Source organism: Pseudomonas sp. B111, from assembly GCF_026428275.1.
GTDB classification, from domain to species: domain Bacteria; phylum Pseudomonadota; class Gammaproteobacteria; order Pseudomonadales; family Pseudomonadaceae; genus Pseudomonas; species Pseudomonas aeruginosa.
Genome location: NZ_CP097857.1, coordinates 2,317,289 through 2,342,772, shown reverse-complemented (window position 1 = coordinate 2,342,772; position 25,484 = coordinate 2,317,289). Strand labels below are relative to the sequence as shown.

The 25,484-nt window shown below is 69.0% G+C and carries 21 protein-coding genes; 10 read left to right on the top strand and 11 right to left on the bottom strand.

All coding sequences use genetic code 11. The annotated features are described in order from the left end of the window. Nucleotides 1-25: 25 nt before the first annotated feature. The 6 genes from M6E97_RS10900 to M6E97_RS10875 form a co-directional block, all read right to left on the bottom strand. Nucleotides 26-3,775: a non-ribosomal peptide synthetase gene (locus tag M6E97_RS10900; RefSeq protein ID WP_034005069.1), complete on the bottom strand. Its 3,750-nt coding sequence runs from the start codon at nt 3,773-3,775 to the stop codon at nt 26-28. A 95-nt stretch (nt 3,776-3,870) separates the two neighbouring features. After that, complete coding sequence (locus tag M6E97_RS10895; protein WP_003089383.1) at nt 3,871-4,488, bottom strand: LysE family translocator; 618 nt, start codon at nt 4,486-4,488, stop codon at nt 3,871-3,873. Nucleotides 4,489-4,597: 109 nt separating this feature from the next. After that, nucleotides 4,598-5,455, bottom strand: coding sequence for an ABC transporter permease (locus M6E97_RS10890; protein WP_034005070.1), 858 nt, complete (start codon nt 5,453-5,455; stop codon nt 4,598-4,600). A 16-nt stretch (nt 5,456-5,471) separates the two neighbouring features. After that, nucleotides 5,472-6,320: an ABC transporter ATP-binding protein gene (locus M6E97_RS10885; RefSeq protein ID WP_003089387.1), complete on the bottom strand. Its 849-nt coding sequence runs from the start codon at nt 6,318-6,320 to the stop codon at nt 5,472-5,474. Nucleotides 6,321-6,327: 7 nt separating this feature from the next. After that, nucleotides 6,328-7,350 carry an ABC transporter substrate-binding protein gene (locus M6E97_RS10880; RefSeq protein WP_003117836.1) on the bottom strand — a complete coding sequence of 341 codons (1,023 nt, stop codon included), beginning with the start codon at nt 7,348-7,350 and terminating at the stop codon, nt 6,328-6,330. 40 nt (nt 7,351-7,390) lie between these two features. Further along, nucleotides 7,391-8,278, bottom strand: coding sequence for a TauD/TfdA dioxygenase family protein (locus M6E97_RS10875; RefSeq protein WP_003139374.1), 888 nt, complete (start codon nt 8,276-8,278; stop codon nt 7,391-7,393). A 289-nt stretch (nt 8,279-8,567) separates the two neighbouring features. Between M6E97_RS10875 and M6E97_RS10870 the strand changes: the two genes are divergently transcribed. Beyond that, nucleotides 8,568-8,726, top strand: coding sequence for a hypothetical protein (locus tag M6E97_RS10870; protein ID WP_003089396.1), 159 nt, complete (start codon nt 8,568-8,570; stop codon nt 8,724-8,726). A gap of 54 nt (nt 8,727-8,780) precedes the next feature. Continuing rightward, nucleotides 8,781-9,362, top strand: coding sequence for a helix-turn-helix domain-containing protein (locus M6E97_RS10865; protein WP_003122724.1), 582 nt, complete (start codon nt 8,781-8,783; stop codon nt 9,360-9,362). A 75-nt stretch (nt 9,363-9,437) separates the two neighbouring features. Here the strand turns inward: M6E97_RS10865 and M6E97_RS10860 are convergent, their stop codons facing one another. From M6E97_RS10860 to M6E97_RS10850, 3 genes are all read right to left on the bottom strand, one after another. After that, complete coding sequence (locus M6E97_RS10860) at nt 9,438-9,941, bottom strand: hypothetical protein (RefSeq protein WP_016254185.1); 504 nt, start codon at nt 9,939-9,941, stop codon at nt 9,438-9,440. 298 nt (nt 9,942-10,239) lie between these two features. Further along, nucleotides 10,240-11,493, bottom strand: a complete 1,254-nt coding sequence (locus M6E97_RS10855; protein WP_003139370.1) for an MFS transporter — start codon at nt 11,491-11,493, stop codon at nt 10,240-10,242. After that, the gene (locus tag M6E97_RS10850; RefSeq protein ID WP_034005071.1) at nt 11,493-12,668 is read right to left on the bottom strand and encodes a serine hydrolase domain-containing protein; all 1,176 of its coding nucleotides are present in this window, start codon (nt 12,666-12,668) and stop codon (nt 11,493-11,495) included. Before M6E97_RS10850 ends, M6E97_RS10855 begins: the two co-directional genes overlap by 1 nt. A 117-nt stretch (nt 12,669-12,785) precedes the next feature. On the opposite strand from M6E97_RS10850, the gene M6E97_RS10845 reads away from it, so the two are divergent. The 3 genes from M6E97_RS10845 to M6E97_RS10835 all read left to right on the top strand — a co-directional run bounded on the left by M6E97_RS10845 (nt 12,786) and on the right by M6E97_RS10835 (nt 15,479). Further along, complete coding sequence (locus M6E97_RS10845; protein ID WP_003111387.1) at nt 12,786-13,679, top strand: LysR family transcriptional regulator; 894 nt, start codon at nt 12,786-12,788, stop codon at nt 13,677-13,679. A gap of 103 nt (nt 13,680-13,782) precedes the next feature. Further along, the gene (locus M6E97_RS10840; protein ID WP_003089406.1) at nt 13,783-15,081 is read left to right on the top strand and encodes an NAD(P)/FAD-dependent oxidoreductase; all 1,299 of its coding nucleotides are present in this window, start codon (nt 13,783-13,785) and stop codon (nt 15,079-15,081) included. Between the two features lie 32 nt (nt 15,082-15,113). Further along, nucleotides 15,114-15,479: a cupin domain-containing protein gene (locus M6E97_RS10835; RefSeq protein ID WP_003089408.1), complete on the top strand. Its 366-nt coding sequence runs from the start codon at nt 15,114-15,116 to the stop codon at nt 15,477-15,479. A gap of 352 nt (nt 15,480-15,831) precedes the next feature. Here M6E97_RS10835 and gntR read toward each other — a convergent pair whose 3' ends face one another. Beyond that, the gene (gene gntR, locus M6E97_RS10830; protein WP_003111384.1) at nt 15,832-16,863 is read right to left on the bottom strand and encodes a LacI family DNA-binding transcriptional regulator GntR; all 1,032 of its coding nucleotides are present in this window, start codon (nt 16,861-16,863) and stop codon (nt 15,832-15,834) included. Nucleotides 16,864-17,057: 194 nt separating this feature from the next. Between gntR and M6E97_RS10825 the strand changes: the two genes are divergently transcribed. The 5 genes from M6E97_RS10825 (at nt 17,058) to M6E97_RS10805 (ending at nt 23,731) form a co-directional block, all read left to right on the top strand. Next, nucleotides 17,058-17,579, top strand: a complete 522-nt coding sequence (locus M6E97_RS10825) for a gluconokinase, GntK/IdnK-type (protein WP_003107130.1) — start codon at nt 17,058-17,060, stop codon at nt 17,577-17,579. A 96-nt stretch (nt 17,580-17,675) separates the two neighbouring features. Then, nucleotides 17,676-19,028, top strand: coding sequence for a GntP family permease (locus M6E97_RS10820; RefSeq protein ID WP_003107128.1), 1,353 nt, complete (start codon nt 17,676-17,678; stop codon nt 19,026-19,028). A 333-nt stretch (nt 19,029-19,361) separates the two neighbouring features. Further along, complete coding sequence (locus M6E97_RS10815) at nt 19,362-20,987, top strand: NADP-dependent glyceraldehyde-3-phosphate dehydrogenase (RefSeq protein WP_003117844.1); 1,626 nt, start codon at nt 19,362-19,364, stop codon at nt 20,985-20,987. A 217-nt stretch (nt 20,988-21,204) separates the two neighbouring features. Further along, a complete protein-coding gene (locus tag M6E97_RS10810) occupies nt 21,205-22,464 on the top strand; it encodes an acyl-CoA dehydrogenase family protein (RefSeq protein ID WP_033996247.1) in 1,260 nt (419 codons plus the stop codon). 31 nt (nt 22,465-22,495) lie between these two features. After that, entirely contained in the window at nt 22,496-23,731 is a 1,236-nt protein-coding gene (locus tag M6E97_RS10805) for an SfnB family sulfur acquisition oxidoreductase (protein ID WP_023105307.1), read from the top strand. 59 nt (nt 23,732-23,790) lie between these two features. Here M6E97_RS10805 and M6E97_RS10800 read toward each other — a convergent pair whose 3' ends face one another. Beyond that, nucleotides 23,791-25,200, bottom strand: coding sequence for an LLM class flavin-dependent oxidoreductase (locus M6E97_RS10800; RefSeq protein ID WP_003107490.1), 1,410 nt, complete (start codon nt 25,198-25,200; stop codon nt 23,791-23,793). Nucleotides 25,201-25,484 lie beyond the last annotated feature (284 nt).

Sequence of the window (25,484 nt, the reverse complement as noted above, 5' to 3'; positions counted from 1 at the left end):
TGTTCTCCGTGGGGGACTCGAGTCGTCAGGAAGCGTTGCAGCCCTCCGGCGACATGCGTTTCGAGGTAGGTTCGCCGGCGTTCGCCAGCAGGCGCCGCTCCCAGGCCTGGTGCAGGCGCTCGATGCGGTGCAGGTCGAAGATCGCGCTGGCCCCGGTCCAGACCGCCAGCCAGCCCTGCGGCTGGTCTTCCAGCCAGAGCGTCAGGTCCAGGCGCGCGCCGGGCACCGGGATGAAGTCGGCTTCGACGCGCACCCCGGCATCCACCGCCGGGGCCGCCCGACCGTTGTGCGCGCCGCAGGCGATGCGGATCGGCAGGCCGCTGGCGCCGCGCTGGTGCAGGGCCTGGGTCACGCATTCGAGGGGCACGTCCTGGTGTTCGAGCAGTTCCAGCAGGTCATGGCCGACCTGGCGCAGGCGCCACTCCGCGGACTGCCCCGGACGCAGGCCGACCACCAGCGGCAGGAGGTTGACGAAGCAGCCGACCAGCCCCTGCATTTCCAGGCGCGAACGCCCGGCCAGGGCCACGCCGACGAGCAGGTCGTCGACGCCCAGTTCGGCGCCGAGCACTTCGGCGAAGGCTTGCAGCGCAGCGCTGAACGGGCTTACCGAGGCGCGTTCGGCCAGCGTCCGGCAGGCGGCATGGGCGGCGGCGGAAACCGGCAGGGCGAGGCGCTGGCCGGCGCGCCCGCCGCGCTCCTCCCGGCGCGCCGCCGCGGCGCCGGGAGCCTTCGCCAGCGGCAACAGACGCTCCGCCCAGCGCTCGGCGACGCGCTCCAGGCGGCCCGAGGCCAACGCCGCGCGCTCGCGGGCGGCGACCTGTTCCGGCGTGCTGGCGAGCGCGGCCAGGCGGCCGCCATCGAGCAGCGTCTTCAGCTCCGCGGCGAAGACCGCCAGCGACACATCGTCGAAGGCGTAGTGATGGACGCTGAGCAGGAGGTCGGCGCGCGCGCTGTCGCGGGTGACGACCAGCAGCAGGCGCGCCGGCGCCTCGTGGGCGAGGTCGAAGACTCGCGCGCCCTCACGGCGCACGCCATCCTCCAGCAGCCGCTCGGCGTGGGCGGCGTCGCTCGCCAGCAGGCGTTGCAGGGGCACCGCATGCGCCGCCAGCGCATGCGGCTGCGGCCCGTCGACGCCCGTTTCGACACGCCGGCGCAGCGCCACATGCCGTTCCAGCAACTGGCGCAAGGCCTGTTCGATGGCGTCGGCCGTGGCGCCGACTATGCGCAGGTGGGCCAGCAGGTTGTAGGAGGTGTCCTCCGGCGCCAGTTGCTGGGCCACCCACAGGCGCCGTTCGGCGAGGCTCAGCCCGGCGGCGCCGGCGCTCGGCTCCGGCTCGTCGCCCTCGGGCGCGGCCTGGCGCAGCAATTCCAGCAGGGCCTCGGGGGTCGCCGGGCCACCGGCGAACGCCTGCAACGGTACGCGGCGGGACAGTCGCTGGCGCAGCGTCGCGAGCAGGTGCACCGCCCGCAGGGAATCGCCGCCGGCGGCGTAGAAACCCTGCCCGGCGCGCGGCGGCGCGCCAAGCTGCGCCTGCCAGGCCTGGTGCAGCGCCTGTTCCAGCGGATCGCCGGGCAGCGCCTGCGGCTCGGCGTCGGTCGCCTGGGGACGCGGCAGGGCCTTGCGGTCGATCTTGCCGTTGAGCGTCTTGGGCAGCTCCGTCAGGACCACGAACGCCGACGGCAACATGTAGTGCGGCAGGCTTTGCCCAAGGTGCTCGTTCAGCGCCTGGAGCGGCGGGGCGAACGGCGCCGCCAGGTAGCCGACCAGCCGACGCAGGCCGGCGCTGTCCTCGGTGAGCATGGCGCAGGCTTCGCTCACCCCGGGAAAACTCGCCAGGCACGAGGCGATCTCGCCCAGCTCGATGCGGAAGCCGTTGAACTTGACCTGGTCGTCGAGCCGGCCGAGGTGTTCCAGCACGCCGTCCTCGCGCATGCGTACGCGGTCGCCGGTGCGATAGCGGCGCTCGCCGCTGCCCGGATCGACGCGGAAACGCTCGGCGGTCTGCTCCGGCTTGCCGAAATAGCCACGCGCCAGGCCGATGCCGCCGAGGTACAGCTCCCCGGCCACGCCCAGCGGTAGCGGCGCCTCGAAGCCGTCGAGCACCTCCACCGTGGTGCCGGGCAGCGGTCGGCCGATGGGCGGCTCGTCGAGCGCTTCGGCGTGCAGGTCCAGTTCGTGCACCGTCGAATAGGTGGTGTCCTCGGTCGGCCCGTAGAGATTGACCAGGCGCCGTACCTGGGGTTGGCCACGAATCTGTCGCACCAGGTGGCCGCGCAGCGGTTCGCCGGCCAGGTTCAGCGTGCGCACCCCGCCCGGCAGGTCGCCGAGGGCGAGCAGCGCGGCGCACACCGAGGGCACGGTATTGAGCAGACTGATCTCGTCGCGGCGCGGGTAGTCCGGCAGGCTGAACAGGTTCTCCACCAGGTGCAGCGTGCCGCCTTCGGCCAGGGTGCCGAACAGCTCGTAGACCGACAGGTCGAAGCACACCGAGGTCGCCGCCAGCACCCCGTTCCACTCTTCGGCGGCGTAGTGCTGGCCGGCCCAGCGCAGGAAGGCATGGGCACTGCCGTGCTCGATGGCGACGCCCTTGGGGCGTCCGGTGGATCCGGAGGTATAGATGATGTAGGCGAGGTGGTCTGCGCCGACCTCGCTCGCGGGCGACGCCAGGTCGTTCGCCTGGTCGCCGCCCTCCTCCAGCGCCAGGCATGGCCGGCCCAGCGCGGCGACCCGCTCGCGGGTGCTCGCGTCGACCAGCACCAGCAGGCAGTCGGCGTCGTCGAGCATGTAGGCCACCCGTTCCTCCGGATAGGCCGGGTCCAGCGGGACGTAGCAACCGCCGGCGCGGAGCACGCCGAGCAGGCCGACCAGCAGGCCGCTGTCGCGCCGCAGGCAGACCCCGACCCGCTGCTCCGGAGCCACCCCGGCGGCGCGCAGGCGCGCGGCGAGCGCGGCGCTTTCGCGCTCCAGCTCGGCATAGCTGAGGCTGCGGTCGGCGGCGTGCACGGCGATGCGCTGCGGCGTGCGCCGCGCCTGGGCCTCGAACAGATGGTGGAGTACGCCGCGCGGCGGCGCGGCCTGGGGCTCGCTGCGCAGGGCCTGCAAACGGCGCTCTTCGTCGGCGTCCAGCCAGGGCAGCCGGCCGACGCAGGCCTGGGCGTCGACCAGGCCGCGCGCCAGGCGCGCGAGATGGCCGGCGATGCGCCGCAATCCGTCGTACTGGGGATCGCGCAGAGCCAGGCCGACGCTGCCGTCCGCCGCCAGCACCAGGGCCAGCCAGCCGGGGCTGCTCGCCGTCGGTCGCGCCGCCAGCACTTGGACCGCGCAGCGCCCGGCCAGGGCGACACGCTCCTGGCCCTCGGCGGAGAGCTGCCGCCGGGCATCGTCGAGTTCTTCCGCCAGCCGCGCGCTACGTTCGGCGGACGACTCCAGCGCCCGGTAGGCGGAACGCAGCAGCGCGGGCGCCTGCCGCCCGCGCACCGTGATCGGTTCGGGAAAACCCAGGGTGATCTCTTCGTTGCCGTAGCGTCCCAGCAGTACCAGGAACGCCGCCAGCCAGTGCGCCGCCGGGAACGCTTGCGCGGCCGCCTCCGGCTCGAACCATTGCCAGGCGCAATGCGGGTCGCGCAAGGCGATCCGCCCCGGCAGTTCCAACCCCAGCGGGGCGCCTTGCAGGTAGCGTCGCTCCTGCGCAACCTCCGGGCGCGCTGCGCGTCCCGCGGTCAGCGCCTTGCCCGACGAAAAGCTGCGTAACGGTAAGCCATGTCGCTCCTGCATCGCTCTCCCCCTTCCGAGGCTGGGCACCGAGCGAAAAACTCTTCACGAAATGGCGACGAGTTACGAGCTAATACAACTGATAGGGTGGTGACAGGTCAGGCCGAATGATTTTCCGCCAGGATCGGGTACAGCGACGCGACCAACAGCAGCGCCATCCCTACGTTGAACACCCGCAGCCAGCGCGGATCGCGCAGCACGTTGCGCAGCATGCTGCCGAAACCGGCCCAGATTCCGATGGTCGGCGCGTTGATCAGGGCGAAGACCGTCGAGATCACCACCACGTTGGTGAAGTAGCCCTGCAACGGGGTGTAGGTGCTGATGGCGCCGACCGCCATCACCCAGGCCTTCGGGTTGACCCACTGGAACGCCGCCGCGCCCCAGTAGCTCAACGGCTTGCCACGTCCCTCCGGGTCGTTGCCGGCCGGGCCGGAGGTGGCGATCTTCCAGGCCAGGTACAGCAGGTAGGCCGCGCCGACGTAGCGCAGGATGGTGTACAGCACCGGGTAGGCCTCGAACACCGTGCCCAGGCCGAAGCCCACCGCCATCACCATGATGAAGAAGCCGCAACTGATCCCGAGGATGTGCGGGATGGAGCGGACGAAACCGAAGTTGACCCCCGAGGCCAGCAGCATGGTGTTGTTCGGACCGGGCGTGACGGAGGTGACGAAGGCGAACAGGGAGAACGCCAGCAGCAGATCCACGGAGAGCGACATTCGTTCCATCCTTTGAAGTGGGTGCGGGCAAGACGTTACTCCGCTTTGCCGCCGCGCCAGCGCAACAGTTGCCGAGAAAGTTGCCGTAACACTCCACCCGTCCGCCGCCCTAGCGTTGCACTCCCCAGCGCTTCACCGTGAGGCGCTCGATGCTGCCGAACACCAGGTTCTCCACCAGCAGGCCGATCAGCACCACCACCGCCAGGCCGGCGAATACCTTGTCGGTGTACAGCTCGTTGCGGTTCTGGAAAATGTACCAGCCGAGCCCGCCCCTGCCGCTGCTCGCGCCGAACACCAGTTCCGCGGCGATCAGCGTGCGCCAGGCGAAGGCCCAGCCGATCTTCAGCCCGGCGAGGATCGACGGCAGCGCCGCCGGCACCAGGATCAGCAGGACGAAGCGCAGGCCGTAGTTGCGCCCGGCCATGCGCAGGGTCTCCGAGACACCGAGGAAACCGGCATAGGTGTTCAGCGCCAGCGCCCAGAGCACCGAATGCACCAGCACGAAGATCAGGCTGTTCTGGCCCAGGCCGAACCAGAGCAGCGCCAGCGGCAGCAGCGCGATCGCCGGCAGCGGGTTGAACATCGCCGTGAGGGTCCCGAGCAGGTCGCGGCCCAACTGCGTGGAGACCGCCAGGCTGGTCAGAACGAAGGCCAGGACGATCCCCAGCAGGTAGCCCTTGAACAGCACCAGCAGGGAGATCCCCGCCTTGGCCGGCAGTTCGCCGCTGGCCAGGCCCTCGCCGAGGGCCCTGGCCGTCTGCAGGAAGCCTGGCAGCAGCAGGTCGTTGCCCTGGACCCGCGCCGCCAGCTCCCAGGCCAGCGCCAGCAGCGCCAGGATCAGCCCCTTGCGCAGCCAGCCCTGTTGCCAGAGACGCTGGCCCAGGGGCAGGCGCCGCTCCAGGGGGACCTCCAGCAGGGGTTCGAGCTGGATTTCGTATTCTTCGCGGACGCGCGTGACTCGACTCATCGATCGGTTCCTCTGCTCAGTGGGCCAGCCGGATATCGGCGAAGTCGAGCGTCTCGGCCGCCGTCGGTTCGCCGCCCTCGTCGAACAGCAAGCGGTGGATGCGTCGCGCCGCGGCTTGCAGCGCTTCGCCGCCCAGGCTGTGCAGCCCGAACGGGTGGCCGTGCACTTCGGCCCGGACCCGCCCCGGGTGCGGCGAGAGCAGCAGGATGCGGTTGCCCACCACCAACGCCTCCTCGATGGAATGGGTGACGAACAGCAGGGTGAAACGCACCTCTTCCCACAGGCGCAGCAGCTCTTCCTGCATCTTTCGCCGGGTCAGCGCGTCCAGCGCGGCGAACGGCTCGTCCATCAGCAGGATCTTCGGCTGCATCGCCAGCGCCCGGGCGATCGCCACCCGCGCCTTCATGCCCCCGGACAGCGTGTGCGGGTAGGCCTCGGCGAAGCCCGCCAGGCCGACCTTCTCGAGGCATTCGTCGGCGCGTCGCTCGGCCTCGTCGCGCGCCACCTGGCCGGACACCCGCAAGGGAAACAGCACGTTCTGCCGTACGGTCTTCCATGGCGGCAACTGGTCGAACTCCTGGAACACCACGATACGGTCGGGGCCGGGCGCCCTGACCGCCTGTCCCTGAAGGCGGATCTCGCCCTCGCTGGGCGTGATGAAGCCAGCCACCGCCTTGAGCAGGGTCGACTTGCCGCAGCCGGACGGGCCGAGCAGGACGAAGCGATCGGCCGGGTCGACTTCGAAGCTGACCCGCTGGGTGGCCCGCACCACGCGCGAGCGGGTGCGGTATTCGAGGCTGACTCCGTCCACCGCCAGCAGGGCGTCGGCGGGGAGCGTGGAAGGTTGGCGGGAGGCAGCGTTCATCGGCGTCTCAACTCCCCTGCAACGGCGCGCCGTCCTGGAAGAAATAGTCCTGCCAGGAAGCCGGCTTGTTGCGGATCGCACCGACCCGGTAGAGGAACTCCGCCAGCGGATAGGTGTTCTTCGGCGTGACGCTGAACTCCACCCGCGGATTGGCGATGATCTTCAGCAGCGCGGCGCGGTCGATCTTCGCCCCGGTCACCCGGATATAGGTATCGGCGGCGGCCGCCTTGTCGTTCTGGGCGAAGGCCGCCGCTTCCTTCAGCGCCTCGACGAAGGCCCGGTAGGTCTTCGGGTTGTCCTGGCGGAACTTCTCCGTGGCGAACAGCACGGTCGGCGAATTCGGCCCCAACAGCTCGTAGCTGTCGAGCACCACGTGGACCTTCGGGTTGGCCAGCGCCTGGTCCTGGAACGGCGGGTTGGAGAAATGCCCGGTCAGCTCGGTGCCGCCGGCCACCAGCGCGGCGGTGGCGTCCGGGTGCGGCAGCGCCACAGTGTACTTGTCGAGGCGGTCGAACTGCTTGTCGCCCCACTGTTTCGCCGCGGCGTACTGGAGGAAGCGCGACTGCACCGAAACCCCCACCGCCGGCACGGCGATGCGATCCCCGGCGCCGAAGTCGGCGATGCTCCTGACCCGCGGGTCGTTGCTCAGCAGGTAGTAGGGGAAGTTGCCCAGCGAGGCCACCGCCTTGACGTTCTGGCGCCCGCGGGTACGGTCCCAGATGGTCAGCAGCGGACCGACGCCGGCACCGGCGATATCGATCGCCCCGGACAGCAGCGCATCGTTGACCGCCGCGCCGCCGGACAGTTGGGTCCAGTCGACCTTGATTTGCAGGCCCTCGGCCTGGCCGTGCTTTTCGATCAGGCGCTGGTCGCGGACCACGTTGAGCAGCAGGTAGACGATGCCGAACTGCTCGGCGATGCGGATCTCGCCCTCGGCCTGCGCCGGCCGGCTGGCCAGCAGCGTGGTGGCGAGGCTCAGGCCCAGGCCGAGCGCGGCGACCAGGCGGGTGAAACGGGGAATGCGGTTCATGGAAACGCTCCTGGCGAAAAGGGGGAAGCGCGCGCCGTCGTCAGAACGGCGCGTCGCCCTGGATGGTGGTGCGGTAGAGCTTGCGCCGCAGGTGGGCCGGGCAACCGCCAGCGAGATGGATCAGCGAGCGGTTGTCCCAGAACACCAGGTCATGCGCCTGCCAGCGATGCCGGTAGATGTGCTCGGGGCGCACGCTGTGCGCATACAGCTCGGCGAGCAGTTGGGCGCTCTCGTCGGCCGGCAGGCCGAGGATGCGGGTGGTGAAACCTTCGCTGACGAACAGCGCCTTGCGCCCGCTTTCCGGGTGGGTGCGCACGATCGGATGGACCACTTCGCGCACCTCGGCGAGCTGGGCGGCGCTCAGGGTCGGCCGCCAGTTGCCCTCGAAGCGCGGTTCGCTGTAGCGGGCGGTATAGGAATGCGCCGCCGTGCGTCCCTCGATCGCCTTGCGCAGGGCCTCCGGCAGGCTGTCCCAGGCCTTGTGCATGTCGGCGAACAGAGTATCGCCGCCCTCCTCCGGCAGCTCCTGGGCATGCAGCATCGAGCCGAGGCTCGGCAGCTCCTTATAGGAAAGGTCGGAGTGCCAGAACTTGCCGGCATCGCCGAGACCGACGGGCTGGCCGTTCTCGACGATGTTGGAAACGATGAGGATCTCCGGATGCCCTGGGAGCAGGAACTGCTTCAGCACATGGATCTGCAACTCACCGAAGCGCCGGCTGAAGGCGATCTGCTGCGCCGGGGTGATGCGCTGCTCGCGGAACACCAGCACATGGTGGTCCAGGTGCGCCCGGTGGATACGGCGGAAGTCCTCGGCGGCCAGGGGCAACCCGAGGTCGAGGCCGAGCACCTCGGCGCCGAACGCGGCATCGAGGGCACGGATCTGCAAGGGAACGTCGGCGCGCGCTGGCGCCGGAAGGGAAACGGACATCGCTGACTCCCACGCAAGCCCGGACACGCCGGGCACGAAATACCGCGCAAGGCGGCATGGATTCGGTGCGGCGCGCCGATTGGTCGGCAGGTACGCGAGAGTCTTTAATTTATTGGAATAAGAAAATTAATTTAAATACCTTTAAAGAATATAAATATGCTGCTCGGTACGGTTCGGCGTTCCTGGTAAGCACAAAAGTGAATTAATAAATAAAAACTTAGTATTTATGGCTCTAAGCGGCGAAGGGATAGTCTGGCTGCCATCGAACCCGCCGCCCGAGGAATGCCTCATGGACCGCACCGACAACGTCATCGATTTCGCCCGCTACCGCTCGCGCCGCCAGGCACGCCGCCTGGGCGAAATGATGTGGGCGGTGTACGCCTGGCGGGCCGGCTACGCCGTGCCGCAACCGCCAGCCAGGCACGACGAGCGCAGCCGCCGGGCCTGACCGATGAACCTGCCCGCCAGCGATGGCGTCGCCCACCTGGAACTGGCCGCCGGCGTGCATACCGAACCCGATGATCTGATTGGCCAGCGCGTCGCCCACAACCTGCTGCGCCTGCGCGGCAAGCGCAATCTCTCGCTGGACGCCCTGGCGCGGATTTCCGGTGTCAGCCGGGCGATGCTGGCGCAGATCGAGTCCGGGCGCAGCGTGCCGTCGATCAAGGTGCTGTGCAAGATCGCCCAGGGCCTCAAGGTGTCGGTGGCAGCCTTCCTCGACGATCGCGCCTTCGCCGGCGTCGCCGTGCTGCCGGCGCAACAGAGCAAGCGCCTGGTCAGCGCCGACGGCGCCTTCACCAGCCGCGCGCTGTTCCCCTTCGATGTGGCGCGTCAGGTGGAGTTCTACGAACTGCGCCTGCGCGGCCTCGGCCAGGAAGACGCCGAGGCCCATGCCCCCGGCACCCAGGAGAACCTGGTGGTGGCGCAAGGGGTACTGGAAGTGCGGGTCAACGAAGAGCGTTTCCTGCTCGCCACCGGCGACTCGATCCTGTTCTACGCCGACCAGCCGCACAGCTACCGCAACCCCGCCGATAGCGAAGCGCTGGCGTACCTGGTGATGACCTACCCGGAGCGCCTGGACTGACCCCGGCCTTGCTGCCATGGACGAAGAAAGGCCCGCCCGGTCATCCCGGGCGGGCCTTTTCCATCCGGCGACGGATCAGCAGGTGCAGCACATCATCGGCATGCCGTTGCAACTCATCATCATCGGCATGCCGCACTCCATCATCTTCGCCATCAGCATGCAGCAGTTCTTGAACATCTCCATGTCCATGCCCTGCATCGGCATCATCCTGCAGTGCATGGCGTCGCCCTGCATGGAGCACTCCATCATGCACTTCATCGGAGCCATGCCCATCATCGGCATGCCCATCCCCATGCCCATCGTCGGCATCATCGCCATGCAGGCCTGGGACATGCCCATCATCGCCAGGTTGCCGCACTGCATCATCATGGGCATGCCGCAGTTCATCATCATCGCCATCATCTCGGCGCTGTTGCGGAACTGGCCCATGTCCATGCCCATCGCCGGCATCATCTTGCACAGCATGCCGTCGTCCATCGTTTCGCACTGCATGCTCGCCATCATCATCGGCATGCCCATCATGGGCATCATCGGCATGGCGGCATTCATGTTCATCGGCATCTGCATGGCATTCATCATGGCGGTAACTCCTGTAGGCGAAGCGGGGGTAAGTGCGACTGGGGCCGATTCTAGGCAGCGCCGGCGCACCGGCAAGATGCCGGTGCAACAGCCGCGCCGGGCGCTGCATGGCGGCTACCGGCGAGGCAGCGAAGGCGTTCGGCGCAATGACAGCGGATTCCGCTGCATGACGGAGGAGCGCATCGTCGCGGCAGGTATTTCGACGCGATGGATATTCGAATCGGGCCTATCCAAATAACCCAAGTGAATAAACGTTCTAAGACCCGTCGCGTTTTTTGCCTTGCCCGGCGGCGCCACTCTATTCCGCCGCTTTCCGGCGTTCGGACGATGCCCTGGGGAAACCGCGCGGGCCGACGCGGAACGCGTGCGCGGCATTGCCCCAGGCCAGCGCCGCGGCCAGGCCGATCAGCGGCAGCAGGGTCCAGGGCAGCATCTCGCTGCCCCAGCGCTGCAACACCATGCCGCCCAACGCTCCGCCGCCGGCGATGGCCAGGTTCCAGGCCACCACGATCATCGACTGGGCCAGGTCGGCGCCCTCCCCGGCGGCGTCCGCCGAGGCGGTCTGCAGCAGCGTCGCCGCGCCACCGAACGTCAGTCCCCAGAGGGCCAGGCCGGCGAACGCCAGCCAGCTCCAGCGAGCGCCCAGGCACAGCGCCAGCGCCGCCACGGCGAACAGCGCCAGGCTGGCCAGGACCATCCGCCGCAGGTGCCGGTCGACCAGCGCGCCGACCAGCCAGATTCCCGCCACCGCGGCGCTGCCGAATACCAGCAGGGCCAGGTCCACCGAGGCGCCCAGGCCGACCTTGGCGAGGAACGGCGCGATATAGGTGTAGAGGATGTTGTGCGCCAGCACCCAGGCGACGATCACCAGCAATACCGGACGCACGCCCGGCGTGCGCAGCACCCCGAGCAGGCGCAGGCGCCGCCCGGCCGGCTGGCCAGGGAAGTCCGGCACGCTGTGCAGCACCCAGCCGACCAGCAACAGCGCGGTCAGCGACAACAGGCCGAAGGCCCAGCGCCAGCCGAGCAGGCCGCCCAGCCAGGTGCCCAGCGGAACGCCGAGCGACAACGCCAGCGGCGCACCGAGCATGGCCACCGCCAGCGCCCGCCCTTGCTGCTCCGGCGGCACCAGGCGCCGCGCGTAGCCGGCCAGCAGGCCCCAGGCGAGGCCGGCGGCGACGCCGCTGCCGAAGCGCGCCAGCAGGGTCAGGCGGTAATCCGAGGAAACGGCGGTGAAGCTGTTGCAGACGAAGAAGATCAGCAGCGCCAGCAGCAGCACCCGGCGCCGCCGCCAGCCCTGGGTCAGGCTCGCCGCCGGCAACGCGGCCAGTAGCGAACCCAGGGCATAGACGCTGACCAGCTGCCCGGCCAGCGCCTCGCTGACCGCCAGCCCCGCGCCGATTTGCGGCAGCAGGCCGGCCGGCAGGGTTTCGCTGAGAATGGCGACGAAGCCGGACATCGCCATCGCCAGCAACGCGCTCAGCGGCAGCCGCGGCGCCACGGCCGACGCAGCGGCCCCGGCGTTCTCCGGAAATGCTTCGCGGCGTCCCATCAGCGCACCTCCGCGGAACGGTAGACGGCGTCGCGCAGGTCGTTGACGAAGCGTCCCGACATGCCCTCGAACAGGGTGTTGGTGAGCGCCACCACCGACAGTTCGCGGGCCCGGTCGACGAACCAGGAATGCCCGTAGGCGCCGCCCCAGCGCCAGGTGCCGGGAGACTCCGGCGATTGCGCGATGGCCGGGTCACGCAGCACGGAGAAGCCCAGGCCGAAGCCGAAACCGGGATTGGCCGGCAGTTCCAGGCCGGGTACCTGGTCGCGGCCCATTTCCTCCACCAGGCCAGGCGTCAGCAACGGCGCGCCGCCCTGGCGAAGGACCTCCAGAAGGCGCAGCACGTCGCCGGCGCTGCCGATCATCCCCGCCCCGCCAGACGCATAGGCAGACGGCTCGAAGGCCCGACGCGGCTCGAAGCGAATGCCGACGCAGTCCTCGAACGGCGTGACGGTCTCCCGCTCGGCCATCCGCCGCGGGCGTGGCCGGTCGCTGACGTAGACCGCCGCCAGGCGTTGCGCGTCGGCGCAGAGGAAGCCGCTGTCGCGCATGCCGGCCGGAATCCCGACCCGCTGCCGCAGCGCTTCCGCCAGCGGCCGCCCGTCGACCCGCGCCACCAGCGCGCCGAGCACGTCGGTGGCCAGCGAATAGCCCCAGGCGCGGCCGGGCTCGTAGAGCAAGGGCACGGAGGCCAGGCGACGGAGATTCTCGGCCAGGTCGAAGCCCGGCAGGTCCATGCCGTCGGAAATCCCGGCGCGGGCATAGAGGCCGTCTGCGTCGGCTTCGAGGAAGCGATAACCGAGGCCGGCGCTGTGGCTCAGCAACTGCCGCGGCGTGATGCGCGCCTCGCGGCCGTCGGCCAGGCGCGGACGGAACGCCGGCAACCAGTCGGCGATCGGCTCATCGAGGGCCAGCCGGCCCTCGTCCACCAGGCTCAGGGCGGCGACGCTGACGATCGGCTTGCTCACCGAGGCCAGGCGGAACAGGCTGTCCTCGCCCATTGTCCGGCCGGCCTCGCGGTCGGCCAGGCCGGCAGCCCGTCGATAGAGCCACTGCCCCCGGTGCGCCACCAGTACCACCGCTCCCACCAGGCGCTGGTCGGCGAATGCCGCCTCGATCGCCTGATCGACATGTTCCGCCAGGCTGCGCCCTGGCCCTCGTTCGAAACCTGACATGCAGGACTCTCCGCGGACGATGAAGGATGCGGACAGGCTAAGAGCGCTGCAAAAGCGGAAAAAGACGGATAGAGTTCCGCTCTATCCGGACCTTCATGTCCGTAATCGGAGCCTTGCATGGACAGCCTCAGCGGTTTCACCGTCTTCGTCCGCGTCGCCGAGACCCGCAGCATCGTCGGCGCCGCTCGGACCCTCGGCGTCAGCGCCTCGGCGGTGGGCAAGCGGGTCGCCCGCCTGGAAGAGAAGCTCGGCGTGCGCCTGTTCCACCGCAGCACCCGCAGCATCACCCTGACCGCCGAAGGCAGCCTGTTCCTCGAGCGCAGCCGGCGCATCCTGGCCGAGATCGAAGCCACCGAGCTGGAGCTGTCGCAAAGCCGCGAGACCCCGCGCGGGCGCCTGCGGGTCAGCCTGCCGCTGGTCAGCGGGCTGGTCCTGCCGGCGCTCGCCGATTTCATGCAGGCCTATCCGGACATCGAGCTAGACCTCGACTTCAGCGATCGCGTGGTGGATGTCGTCGACGAAGGCTTCGACGTGGTCCTGCGCACCGGCCAGCCGGTGGATTCGCGGCTGTCCATGCGCGAACTGGGCGAGTTCCAGTTGAAGCTGGTCGGCTCGCCGACCTACTTCGCCCGCCACGGCACGCCACGCTGCCCGGAAGACCTGCTGCGGCACACCTGCCTGCACTACCGCTTCTCCAACACCGGCCGCCTCGAGGAATGGCCGCTGCGCCGCGCGGACGGCGAAGCCCCGCCGCAGATCCCGGTGTCAATGGTCTGCAACAACATCGAGACCCGCGTCTGCTTCGCCCTGCGCGACCAGGGCATCGCCTGCCTGCCGGACTTCTCGATCCGCGAGGCGCTGCGCGAAGGACGCCTGGTCAGCGTCCTCGACGCCTTCTGCGAGCGCCGCGCGCGGTTCTTCCTGCTCTGGCCGTCCGGCCGCCAGGTCTCGCCCAAGCTGCGCGCCTTCATCGACTTCGTCGCGCCACGGGTGATCGCCACGCTGGGCTGAAGCGCGCCTGGCAGGGCCGGTCAAGCCGGCGGCAGACAGGAACAAGACCGCGGCGGCCACGGAGCGTCTAATAGGTACATCCACCCCTTGCCAGGCCGCATCCATGATCAACATCGAGACGCCGACCTACTACACGGCGACCAAGAAGTACGAGCTGTCCTTCCCCTCCCTGGAAACCGACCTGGACGCCGACGTGGTGGTGATCGGCGGCGGCTTCTCCGGCATCAACACCGCGCTGGAACTGGCCGAGCACGGCATCACCGACATCGTCGTGCTGGAGGCCCGCCACCTCGGCTTCGGCGGTACCGGGCGCAACGGCGGGCAGATCATGGCCGGCATCGGCCACGACCTGGAGAAGATCCGCAAGGACGTCGGCGAGGACGGCCTGCGGGCGATCTTCGAGATCAGCGACCTCGGCGCCGACATCATCAAGGGCCGCATCGAGAAGTACGCCATCGACGCCGACTTCTGCCACGGCTACGGCTACATGGGCTTCAACGCACGCCAGGCGAAGACCCTGCAGGCCTGGGAAAAGGAATTCCGGTCGCTCGGCTCGCCCCATGAGATCCGTTACCTGCACGGTGCCGAGGTGCGCCAGATCATCGGCTCGGACGCCTACGGCAGCGCCCTGCTGCACATGGGCGGCGGCCATGTGCACTCGCTCAACCTGCTGCTCGGCGAAGCCAAGGCGCTGGCCGGCCTCGGCGCACGGATATTCGAATACAGCCCGGCGCTGGAGGTGCAATACGGCGAGCGCATCCGCGTGCGCACGGCCAAGGGCTCGGTCACCGCGAACAAGCTGCTCTGGGCCTGCGACAGCTTCCTCAACCGGCTCGAACCCGAGCTGCACCGCACCACCATCAATACCTACGCGTTCCAGATGATGACCGAGCCGCTGCCGGACGAACTGATCCAGCGGATCAGCCCGATCCGCGGCGCCTACAGCGACATCCGCCCGGTCATCGACTACTACCGGGTGACCAACGAGAACCGCCTGCTGTTCGGCGCCGCCACGCCCTTCGTCGAACGCATACCCGGCGACCTCAAGGCCTGGAACCGCAAGCTGATGCTGAAGATCTTCCCCTACCTGGAGCACGTCCGCATCGACCTCGCCTGGGGTGGGCCGATGGCTTGCAGCGCCAACCTGTTCCCGCAGATCGGCAGCCTCTCGGGGCGGCCCAACGCGTTCTTCGTCCAGGGTTATTCCGGGTTCGGCGTGACCCCCAGCCACATCGTCTGCAAGGTCCTCGCCGAAGGCATGAGCGAAGGCTCGGCGCGCTACGACCTGCTCAGCTCGGTACGCCGCATCCCGATCCACGGCAAGGACCACTTCCGCCCGCTGCTGCTCAGCGCGGGCAAGACCTGGCACCAGCTCTCCGGCTACTGGAACGGCCGGCGCTGAAACCTACCGATCACTCTACAAGGAGCATTCCCATGGCCATTACCGTTATCCGCCACGGCATCACCCTCGATGAACTGGACGCCTGGGGCAGCGTCGCCGACCTCGGCTCGGAGATCCTCGAAGGCGAGGTGAAAGCCTTCGGCAAGATGACCGCCGGAGCCCCCACCGACCCGGTCAGCGCCGCCTACTTCGGCACCACCGCCGGCAAGTTCCGCATGACCTATCCGTTCAGCGAACAGGCCACGGTGGTCAGCGGCGAGGTCCGCCTCACCGACGAGTCCACCGGCCAGAGCACGCTCTACAAGGCCGGCGACAGCTGGTTCGTCAGCAAGGGCACCCCGGTGCTCTGGGAGGTTGCCGACGGCGGCTTCGTCAAGCATTACTACGCGGTGGCTTGAGACACCGGCGTAACGGCGAGCCATTACGCCCGGAGGCGCTGCCAGCCCTCGACACGCCCCCGTAGGGCGAATAACCGCTCGCGGTTATCCGCCGTGAAACCCGGCGTAACGGCGGATAGCGCCTGCGGCGCTATTCGCCCTACTCGGCAAGCCGTTCCGCCCGGAGGCGCTGCCCAACCCTCGACATGTCCCCGTAGGGCGAATAACCGCTCGCGGTTATCCGCCGTGAAACCCGGCGTAACGGCGGATAGCGCCTGCGGCGCTATTCGCCCTACCCGGCAAGCCGTTCCGTCCGGCGGCGCTGCCCAACCCTCGACATGTCCCTGAACGGCCGCACCGTCGGGCCGCGGGTTCAGGTGCTCTCCCGCGCCATCAGCTCGAACCCCATGTCCAGCGCGCTATCGCGCACCTCCTTGCCGGCGATCAGCGCCAGCAACTGCTCCGCCGCGCGCCGGCCGATGGCTTCGCGCGGGGTGCGGATGCTGCTCAGGCGCGGGACCGTGCAGTCCGAACCCGGCAGGTCGTTGAAACCGAGCACGGCGATCTGCTCCGGCACCTTGACCCCACGGCGCAGGGCCTCCAACAGCGCGCCCTGGGCCAGGTCGTCGTTGCAGAAGAACACCCCGTCGACCTGCGGCTGGCTGGCCAGCAACTGCACGAAGAGTTCGCCGCCGAGGGCCACCGAGGACGGCCGCGGCGTAAGGATTTCCAGCCCCGGGTCGTAGCAGCCGGCTTTTTGCAAGGCGCGGCGGAACCCCTCGCCGCGCAGCAGGGTGCGCTGGTCGAGTTGGGCGCCGATGTAGGCCAGGCGCCTGCGGCCGCGTGCCAGCAGGTGCTCGGCGGCGGCCTCGCCGGCGCGCAACTGGGAGAAGCCGACGCAATTGAGCCCGGCGCCGGAGTCCAGGTCCATCATGTACACGCAGGGAATGCCGCTGGCCTCGATCATCCGCCGGGCGCTCTCGGTGCGCTCGAAGCCGGTCAGCAGCAGGCCGCGCGGCTGGTAGGCCAGGTAGTTGCGGATCAGGTCCTCTTCCTCGTTGCGCGAGTAGTGGAAGTTGCCGATCAGCACCTCCAGGCCCTGTGGCCGCAGTACCGCGTGGATCGCCTCGAGGGTCTCGATAAACAGCAGGTTGGCCAGCGACGGCACCAGCACCGCCACGCTGTGGCTTTGCGCCGAGGCCAGCGCGCGCGCCGCGGGGTTGGCCACGTAGCCGAGTTCGCGGGCGGCGTCGCGGACCTTCTGCGCCAGTTCTTCGGCGACGCTGGCGACGCCGCGCAGCGCGCGCGACGCGGTGATCGGGCTGACCCCGGCGCGGCGCGCGACTTCGTTGAGGGTGGGACGTCCGGTGGTTCGCGTGTTCTTGTCGTTCTTGGTGATGCTCATCGTGGCCTGCTTGCCAAACAAAATTCCAGGCACTAAGGTAGCGCTGTCTCGCGACCTGGGCAATCGCCTGAGGCGGCCTGTCCGCCACTGCCCGCGCGGGATTCGACAGACCACAACGACAAGAAGGCGGAGCCAGGCTCGCGCGATTTTTTCCAGGTCGCAAAGACAGCGCTGTCTCACGCTTGAGGTGTTCCATGCATCCACCCCTCCAAGCCCTGGTCATCATGGGTGTCGCCGGTTGCGGCAAGTCCAGCGTCAGCCAGGCCCTCTGCCAGCGCAGCGGCGCCCACGGCATCGAAGGCGACAGCTTCCATCCCGCCGCCAACATCCGCAAGATGAGCGCCGGCATCCCCCTCACCGACGACGACCGCGCCGGCTGGCTGGACACCCTCGCCGAGCAGCTGCGCCAGGCGGTGGCCGCCGGCAAGCTGCCGGTACTGACCTGTTCCGCCCTCAAGCGCGCCTACCGCGACCGGTTGCGCCGCGCGGTGCCCGGCCTCGGCATCGTCTACCTGGAACTGACCCCGGCGGTCGCCGCCGAGCGCGTCGCCCAGCGCCCCGGCCACTTCATGCCGGCGACCCTGATCGACAGCCAGTTCGCCGCCCTCGAGCCGCCGCTCGACGAACCCCTGACCCTGCGCCTGGACGCCACCCTGCCGGTGGAATGCCTGGCGCAGGCCGCCCACGCCTGGTGGCTGGAGCACGCCGCCGCCTGAAGTCTTTCGCTTGTCCGACAAAGATAGCGCTACCCCGAAAAGGCGCTTCAATGAAACAGCAACTCCGGTAGAACAACGACAAAAGGAGAGCCCTCCATGTTCGGCATGTCACACGATGCCTACCTGCTCCTCGACGCCCTGGTGACCATCATCGGCCTGATCGTGCTGATCACCCGCTTCAAGGTGCATCCCTTCATCGCCCTGATCATCGCCGCCGGCTTCCTCGGCCTGACCTCGGGGATGCCGGTGGAGAAGATCGTCAAATCCTTCCAGGACGGCTTCGGCGGCGTGCTCGGCTTCGTCGGCGTGATCCTCGCCCTGGGCACCATGCTCGGCAAGCTGATGGCCGATTCCGGCGGCGCCGACCAGATCGCCCGCACCCTGATCCGCGCCTTCGGCAAGGAGCGGGTGCACTGGTCGATGATGCTCGCCGCGTTCCTGGTGGGCATCCCGCTGTTCTTCGAGATCGGCTTCATCCTGCTGATCCCGCTGGTGTTCATCGTCGCCCGGCGCAGCGGCGTGTCCCTGATCAAGATCGGCATCCCGTTGCTCGCCGGCCTTTCCGCGGTGCACGGTCTGGTGCCGCCGCACCCCGGCCCGCTGCTGGCGATCGGCGTGTTCGGCGCCGACATCGGCAAGACCATCCTCTACGGCCTGATCGTCGCCCTGCCCACCGCCGCCATCGCCGGCCCACTGTTCGGCGCGCTGGTCTCGCGCTACATCCCCGGCACGCCATCGGCGGAACTGGTCGAGCAGATCGCCCACGAGCCCGAGACCCAGGACCTGCCCAGCTTCGGCGTGACCCTGGCGACCGTGCTGCTGCCGGTGTTCCTGATGCTGCTGAAGACCTTCGCCGACGTCGCCTTCCCCGATGGCCACGCGTTCCGCGCCTGGATGGACATGATCGGCCACCCGATCAGCGCCCTGCTCCTGGCCCTGCTGGTGGCGCTCTATACCTTCGGCTACGCCCGCGGCTTCGACTCGAAGAAGATCCTCAGACTGCTCGACCAGAGCCTGGCACCGACCGCCGCCATCGTGATGATCATCGGCGCCGGCGGCGGCTTCAAGCAGATGCTGGTGGCCAGCGGGGTCGGCGACGTCATCGGCCATCTCGCGGTGAACGCGCAGATCTCGCCGATCCTGCTGGCCTGGCTGGTGGCCGCGGTGATCCGCATCGCCACCGGCTCGGCCACCGTCGCCACCATCACCGGGGCCGGCATCGTGGTGCCGGTGATCGACCTGATTCCCGGCGTCAACCGCGAGTTGCTGGTGCTCGCCACCGGTGCCGGTTCGCTGATCCTCTCCCATGTCAACGACGCCGGGTTCTGGCTGGTCAAGCAGTACTTCAACATGAGCGTCAGCGAGACCTTCAAGACCTGGACCGCGATGGAGACCATCCTCTCCGTGGTCGGCCTGGTCTTCATCCTGTTGCTGTCGCTGGTGCTCTGAGCACCAGCCCGACCGGAGTCCAGCCCTGACCGAACCGATGCAACGCCCCGACCACGAAGCCTCGCGCTGGCCGCGCGACTTCGATATCCGCCAGCGCTATGCCGAGCAGCAGGAATTGCTTGAGCCGCCGCCGGCGCAGCCCCGCTAAGAGCCTACCGCCGACGCCTGAAGCCAGACGGTGCCGTGCCTTTGCTCCCGCCTCCCCGCGAAGTGGGAGCAAAGGCTGACTTCCGGCAAGGGCGCGACGGTTTTCCTGCTGAAACGATTTACCTTCGCCCCGGACCGCGCTACAACAGTCCCATGTCTTTCACCCACGTCATTCGAGGACCCGCCATGACCGCCCCGCTCCACCTCGATTCGCTGTTTCCCAGCCTCGACGCCATTCCCGAGCAGTACCGCCCCGACGCCCCCATCGAGCAGCGCGACTACCTGGTCGACGGCCAACTGCGACATTGGGACGGCCCGCTGGCGCCGGTACGCAGCCCGGTATTCCTCGCCGAGGCCGACGGCGAGCGCCAGGTGATCCTCGGCAGCACCCCGCTGCTCGACGCCGACGCGGCGCTCGCCGCGCTCGACGCCGCGGTGCGGGCCTACGACCACGGCCAGGGCCTGTGGCCGAACCTGCGGGTGGCCGAGCGCATCCAGCACGTCGAACGCTTCCTGGCGCGGATGCGCGAGCAACGCGAGGCGGTGGTCAAGCTGCTGATGTGGGAAATCGGCAAGAACCTCAAGGACTCCGAGAAAGAGTTCGACCGCACCTGCGACTACATCGTCGATACCATCGAAGCGCTGAAGGAACTCGACCGCCGCTCCAGCCGTTTCGAACTGGAACAGGGCACCCTCGGCCAGATCCGCCGGGTGCCGCTGGGCGTGGCGCTGTGCATGGGGCCGTACAACTACCCGCTGAACGAAACCTTCACCACCCTGATCCCGGCGCTGATCATGGGCAACACCGTGGTGTTCAAGCCGGCCAAGTTCGGCGTGCTGCTGATCCGCCCGCTGCTGGAAGCCTTCCGCGACAGCTTCCCGCCGGGAGTGATCAACGTCATCTACGGACGCGGCCGGGAAACCGTGTCGGCGCTGATGGCCAGCGGCAAGGTCGACGTGTTCGCCTTCATCGGCACCCATTCCGGCGCCAGCGACCTGAAAAAGCTGCACCCCCGCCCGCACCGCCTGCGCGCCGCCCTCGGCCTGGACGCGAAGAACCCGGGCATCGTCCTGCCGCAGGTCGACCTGGACAACGCGGTGAACGAGGCGGTCACCGGCGCGCTGTCCTTCAACGGCCAGCGCTGCACCGCGCTGAAGATCCTGTTCGTCCACGAAAGCGTGCTGCGACCGTTCCTCGACAAGTTCAGCGCGCGCCTGGCCAGCCTCAAGCCGGGCATGCCCTGGGAACCGGGAGTGGCGCTGACGCCGCTGCCGGAGCCGGGCAAGGTCGACTATCTCGAAGGCCTGCTGAACGACGCCCTGGCCAAGGGCGCACGAGTGGTCAATGCGGGCGGCGGCGAGCATCGGCAAAGTTTCTTCTACCCCGCTCTGCTGAGTCCGGTGAGCCCGGATATGCGCCTCTACCACGAGGAGCAGTTCGGTCCGCTGGTGCCGGTGGTGCCCTATCGCGAGCTGGACGAGGTGATCGACTACGTCCTGCGCTCCGACTACGGCCAGCAGTTGAGCCTGTTCGGCAACGACCCGGCGCAGATCGGCCGGCTGGTCGACGCCTTCGCCAACCAGGTCGGCCGGATCAACGTCAACGCCCAGTGCCAGCGCGGCCCGGACAGCTACCCGTTCAACGGCCGGAAGAATTCGGCGGAAGGCACCCTGTCGGTCCATGACGCGCTGCGGGTGTTCTCCATCCGCACCCTGGTGGCGACCCGCGACACCGAGGCGAACAAGACCCTGGTCAGCGAGATCATCCGCAACCGCGCGTCGAACTTCCTCACCACCGACTACATCTTCTGAAGCGCCTGTCCCTCTCCCGCCGGGAGAGGGACCTGCCGCCACCTCCCCGACTGTTCGCCAGGCAGCAGCCGCGCAACAGGCTGCCGCCCCGGCAACACCTCCTGCTCGCGCGAACCCGCGCAAGCAGTGGCCTGCGCGGGTCGGCACAGGCTGTGCAACGGCCCGGACTCCAGGGTAGCCGTCGACCGGACGGCCCCGCTGCCTACCAGGAGTCCGCATGAACGCCCGCGTCCATCCCGAAGCCACCGCCGCCAGTCTCTCCGAAGGCACCGACTACGAACTGCTCGCCCAGCGTTTCCGACCGATCTTCGCGCGCATCGCCGAAGGCGCCGTCGAGCGCGAACGGCAACGCGAACTGCCCCACGAGGCGATCGCCTGGCTCAAGCAGGCCGGCTTCGGTGCCGTGCGCGTGCCGCGCGAGCACGGCGGCGCCGGCGCCTCGCTGCCGCAGTTGGTTCAGTTGCTGATCGAACTGGCCGAGGCCGACTCCAACATCACCCAGGCCCTGCGCGGCCACTTCGCCTTCGTCGAGGACCGTCTCAATGCCGAGCCCGGCCCTGGCCGCGACCGTTGGCTGCGGCGCTTCGTCGAGGGCGACCTGGTCGGCTGCGCCTGGACCGAGGTCGGTTCGGTACGGCTGGGCGAAGTGCTCACCCGCGTCTCGCGCAAGGACGACGGTCGCTGGGTGGTGAACGGCAGCAAGTACTACAGCACCGGCAGCCTCTTCTCCGACTGGATCGATCTGTATGCCCAGCGCGACGACACCGGCGCCGACGTGATCGCGGCGATCCGCACCGACCAGCCCGGCGTGCGCCAGAGCGACGACTGGGACGGCTTCGGCCAGCGCACCACCGGCAGCGGCACATCGCTGTTCGAGGACGCCGAGGTGGAGGAAGAGAACCTCATCGACTTCGCCAGCCGCTTCAAGTACCAGACCGCGTTCTACCAGTTGGTCCTGCTCGCGGTGCTGGCCGGCACCGGCCGCGCCGCCTTGCGCGACGTCGCCGCCGAGGTGCGCGGGCGGACCCGTATCTACAGCCACGGCAATGCCCCGCGAGTCAGCCAGGATCCCCAGGTGCAGCAGGTGGTCGGGCGCATCGCCGCGCGCGTCTACGCCGCCGAGGCGGCCACCCTGCGCGCCGCCGAAGCGGCCCAGCGCGCCTACCTGGCGCGTTTCGTAGGCGACCCGCAGGCGGAGAAGGAGGCCAATGTCGCCGCCGAGATCGAATCGGCCAAGGCCCAGGCGATCGTCGCCGAACTGGTGTTGCAGGCCACCAGCGAGCTGTTCGACGCCAGCGGCGCTTCCGCCGTCGGCCGCGGCAAGCAGCTCGACCGCCACTGGCGCAATGCGCGCACCGCCGCCTCGCACAATCCCCTGATCTACAAGCAACGGATCGTCGGCGACTGGGAGATCAACGGCAGCGAGCCGCCCTACGTCTGGCAGATCGGCAGCGGCCCGGCCACGGCGTCCCGCTGAACCTCGCCCCATCCCATCGCAAGGAGTTGCCATGAGCGAACTGGAAAAGAACGCCGCCGATCCCTATCGGCAACCGCTGCCACGGACCCCGGCCCGGCGCATCGCCGACGACGCCGAGGCGATCCGCGTCGCCCGCGAACTGGCCGGGCTGTTCGCCGAGGAAGCCTCGCTGCGCGACCGCCAGCGCCGGCTGCCGGTGGCCGAACTGGAAGCCTTCTCGCAGAGCGGCCTATGGGGCATCAGCGTACCGCGCGCCTACGGCGGCGCCGAGGTCGGCTACCGGACCCTGGCCGAAGTACTGAAGACCATCGCCGCGGTAGACCCGTCCCTGGCGCAGTTGCCGCAGAACCACCTGGCGGTGCTCGACCATTTGCGCCTGGACGGCAGCGAGGAGCAGAAACGCTTCTTCTACGGCCTGGTGCTAGACGGCGTGCGCTTCGGCAACGCCTTCTCCGAACGCCACAGCCGTACCGTCGCCGAATTCCAGACACGAGTGCTGGCGGATGGCGACGGGTTCCGCATCGACGGCCGCAAGTTCTATTCGAGCGGCGCCCTGCTCGCCCACTGGGTACCGGCCGTCGGCCTCGACGCCGAGCAGCGCGCGCACCTGGCGTTCATCCCGCGCGACGCGCCGGGGCTGACGGTGATCGACGACTGGTCCGGCTTCGGCCAGCGCACCACCGCCAGCGGCACCGTCATCCTGGACAACGTGCGGGTGCCGGCCGAGCACGTCATCCCGGTGCACCGCGCCTTCGACCGCCCCACCGCCGCCGGCGCCGTATCGCAGTTCATCCAGGCCGCCATCGACGCCGGCATCGCCCGTGGCATCCTCGCCGAGACCGTGCAGCAGGTGCGCCGCCACGCGCGGCCATGGATAGACGCCAACCAGCAGCATGCCTGGGAAGACCCCTACACCATCCAGCAGGTCGGCGACCTGCGCATCCGCGTGCGCGCCGCGGAAGCCGTGCTCGACCTGGCGGCCGACGCCATCGAAGCGGCGCTCGCCGCCCCCGACGAGGAGAGCGTGGCCGCCGCCTCGATCGCCGTGGCCGAGGCCAAGGTGCTCACCACCGAAGCCGCCCTGCTCGCCGCCAACCGGCTGTTCGAACTGGCCGGCACGCGCTCGACCCTGGAGGAACTCAATCTCGACCGCCACTGGCGCAACGCCCGCACCCACACCCTGCATGACCCGGTGCGCTGGAAATACCATGCCATCGGCAACTACCAGTTGAATGGGGTGAAGCCACCGCGGCACGCCTGGCTCTAGGAGCCGTCCCGGGCCCTGGGGCGGATATCGCCACCGGCGTCATCCGCCGTCCGCCCAGGTCAGGCCGGCAGCGCGTTGCGCCCGGCCTCCTTCTCCCAGAGCGCCCGCAGGTCGCGATAGCCGGCCGCCGGATGGGAATCCGGCAGCCGCGGGCCGTCGCCGAACAACTTCTCGCGCAGAGTCCCCGGCGCATATTCGGTCTTGTACACCCCGCGCTTCTGCAACTCCGGCACCAGCAATTCGACCACGTCGCTGAAGGTTTCGTGGGCCAGCGCATAGGCCAGGTTGAAGCCATCCACGTCGGTGTCCTCCACCCACTCCTGCAACAGGTCGGCGACGGTCGCCGGGCTGCCGACGAACAGCGGGCCGAAGCCGCCGATACCGACCCAGTCGGCCAGCTCGCGGACCGTCCAGGTGCGCGTCGGATCGGCGCTGGAAAACGCTTCCACCGCCGATTGGATCGCATTGGTGTGGATGTGCCGCAGTACCTGGTCCGGCCGATACTGGCCGAAGTCGATCCCGGTCCAGCCGGAGATCAGCGCCAGGGCCCCTTCGTAGCTGACGAAGGCGCGGTATTCGTCGAACTTGGCCCTGGCCTTGGCGTCGGTTTCGCCCAGCACCACCGTCTGCAGGTTGAACACCAGTACCTTGCGCGGATCGCGGCCGGCCTCGGCGACGCGCTGGCGGATGTCGGCGACCGCCTGCTTGAGCACGGTCTTCGATGGCGCGGCGACGAACACGCACTCGGCGTGCTCGGCGGCGAAGCGCTTGCCACGACTCGACGCGCCGGCCTGGTAGAGCACCGGCGTGCGCTGCGGCGACGGTTCGCAGAGATGGATGCCGGGTACCTGGAAGTGCTCGCCGACATGGCGGATCTCGTGGATCTTGCCCGGGTCGCTGAAGATCCGTCGGCGACGGTCGCGGAGCACCGCGCCGTCCTCCCAACTGCCTTCGAAGAGCTTGTAGAGCACCTGTAGGTATTCGTCGGCATAGTCGTAGCGGCGGTCGTGGTCGAGCTGGGCCTGCTGGCCGAGGTTGCGCGCGCCGCTTTCCAGGTAGGAGGTCACTACGTTCCAGCCGATCCGGCCCTTGGTCAGGTGGTCCAGGGTCGAGAGTCGGCGGGCGAAGGGATAGGGATGCTCGAAGGACAGCGAGGCGGTCAGGCCGAAGCCCAGGTGGCGAGTCACCGCGGCCATCGGCGTGATCAGCGCCAGCGGGTCGTTCACCGGTACCTGGGCGGCCTGGCGGATCGCCGCGTCGCCATTGCCGTCGAGCACATCGTAGATGCCCAGCACGTCGGCGATGAACAGTCCGTCGAAACGGCCGCGTTCGAGCAACCGCGCCAGGTCGGTCCAGTACTCCAGGTCCTTGTACTGCGAGGAGCGGTCGCGCGGATGCGCCCAGAGGCCGGGCGACTGGTGGCCGACACAGTTCATTTCGAAGGCGTTGAGACGGATTTCGCGCGGCATGGGGACTCCTTGGCTTGCCTGTGCATCCGGCACCCCGTGCACAGCCCGTGCCGGGCTGCGGGGCCGCGCCGGGCAAGGCCTGGCTGGCAAGCCCCTGTCGCTGGGCGGGCGCAACTGCTGGGCAAGTGTTGGCGGATCAACACATTCGCCCGCCCCACCCGGGCCCCGAACCCCGTAGGGCGAATAGCGCCCCAGCGCTATCCGCCAGCGCACCGGAACCCCGTCCGGCGGATAGCCGCGAGCGGCTATTCGCCCTACCCGAGCGCCCCATTGACCCGTAGGGC

Coding starts and splice junctions, on each gene's coding strand:
- M6E97_RS10900 (WP_034005069.1), bottom strand. CDS start 3,775: ATGCAGGAGCGACATGGCTTACCGTTACGCAGCTTTTCGTCGGGCAAG.
- M6E97_RS10895 (WP_003089383.1), bottom strand. CDS start 4,488: ATGTCGCTCTCCGTGGATCTGCTGCTGGCGTTCTCCCTGTTCGCCTTC.
- M6E97_RS10890 (WP_034005070.1), bottom strand. CDS start 5,455: ATGAGTCGAGTCACGCGCGTCCGCGAAGAATACGAAATCCAGCTCGAA.
- M6E97_RS10885 (WP_003089387.1), bottom strand. CDS start 6,320: ATGAACGCTGCCTCCCGCCAACCTTCCACGCTCCCCGCCGACGCCCTG.
- M6E97_RS10880 (WP_003117836.1), bottom strand. CDS start 7,350: ATGAACCGCATTCCCCGTTTCACCCGCCTGGTCGCCGCGCTCGGCCTG.
- M6E97_RS10875 (WP_003139374.1), bottom strand. CDS start 8,278: ATGTCCGTTTCCCTTCCGGCGCCAGCGCGCGCCGACGTTCCCTTGCAG.
- M6E97_RS10870 (WP_003089396.1), top strand. CDS start 8,568: ATGGACCGCACCGACAACGTCATCGATTTCGCCCGCTACCGCTCGCGC.
- M6E97_RS10860 (WP_016254185.1), bottom strand. CDS start 9,941: ATGATGAATGCCATGCAGATGCCGATGAACATGAATGCCGCCATGCCG.
- M6E97_RS10855 (WP_003139370.1), bottom strand. CDS start 11,493: ATGGGACGCCGCGAAGCATTTCCGGAGAACGCCGGGGCCGCTGCGTCG.
- M6E97_RS10850 (WP_034005071.1), bottom strand. CDS start 12,668: ATGTCAGGTTTCGAACGAGGGCCAGGGCGCAGCCTGGCGGAACATGTC.
- M6E97_RS10845 (WP_003111387.1), top strand. CDS start 12,786: ATGGACAGCCTCAGCGGTTTCACCGTCTTCGTCCGCGTCGCCGAGACC.
- M6E97_RS10840 (WP_003089406.1), top strand. CDS start 13,783: ATGATCAACATCGAGACGCCGACCTACTACACGGCGACCAAGAAGTAC.
- M6E97_RS10835 (WP_003089408.1), top strand. CDS start 15,114: ATGGCCATTACCGTTATCCGCCACGGCATCACCCTCGATGAACTGGAC.
- gntR (WP_003111384.1), bottom strand. CDS start 16,863: ATGAGCATCACCAAGAACGACAAGAACACGCGAACCACCGGACGTCCC.
- M6E97_RS10825 (WP_003107130.1), top strand. CDS start 17,058: ATGCATCCACCCCTCCAAGCCCTGGTCATCATGGGTGTCGCCGGTTGC.
- M6E97_RS10820 (WP_003107128.1), top strand. CDS start 17,676: ATGTTCGGCATGTCACACGATGCCTACCTGCTCCTCGACGCCCTGGTG.
- M6E97_RS10815 (WP_003117844.1), top strand. CDS start 19,362: ATGACCGCCCCGCTCCACCTCGATTCGCTGTTTCCCAGCCTCGACGCC.
- M6E97_RS10810 (WP_033996247.1), top strand. CDS start 21,205: ATGAACGCCCGCGTCCATCCCGAAGCCACCGCCGCCAGTCTCTCCGAA.
- M6E97_RS10805 (WP_023105307.1), top strand. CDS start 22,496: ATGAGCGAACTGGAAAAGAACGCCGCCGATCCCTATCGGCAACCGCTG.
- M6E97_RS10800 (WP_003107490.1), bottom strand. CDS start 25,200: ATGCCGCGCGAAATCCGTCTCAACGCCTTCGAAATGAACTGTGTCGGC.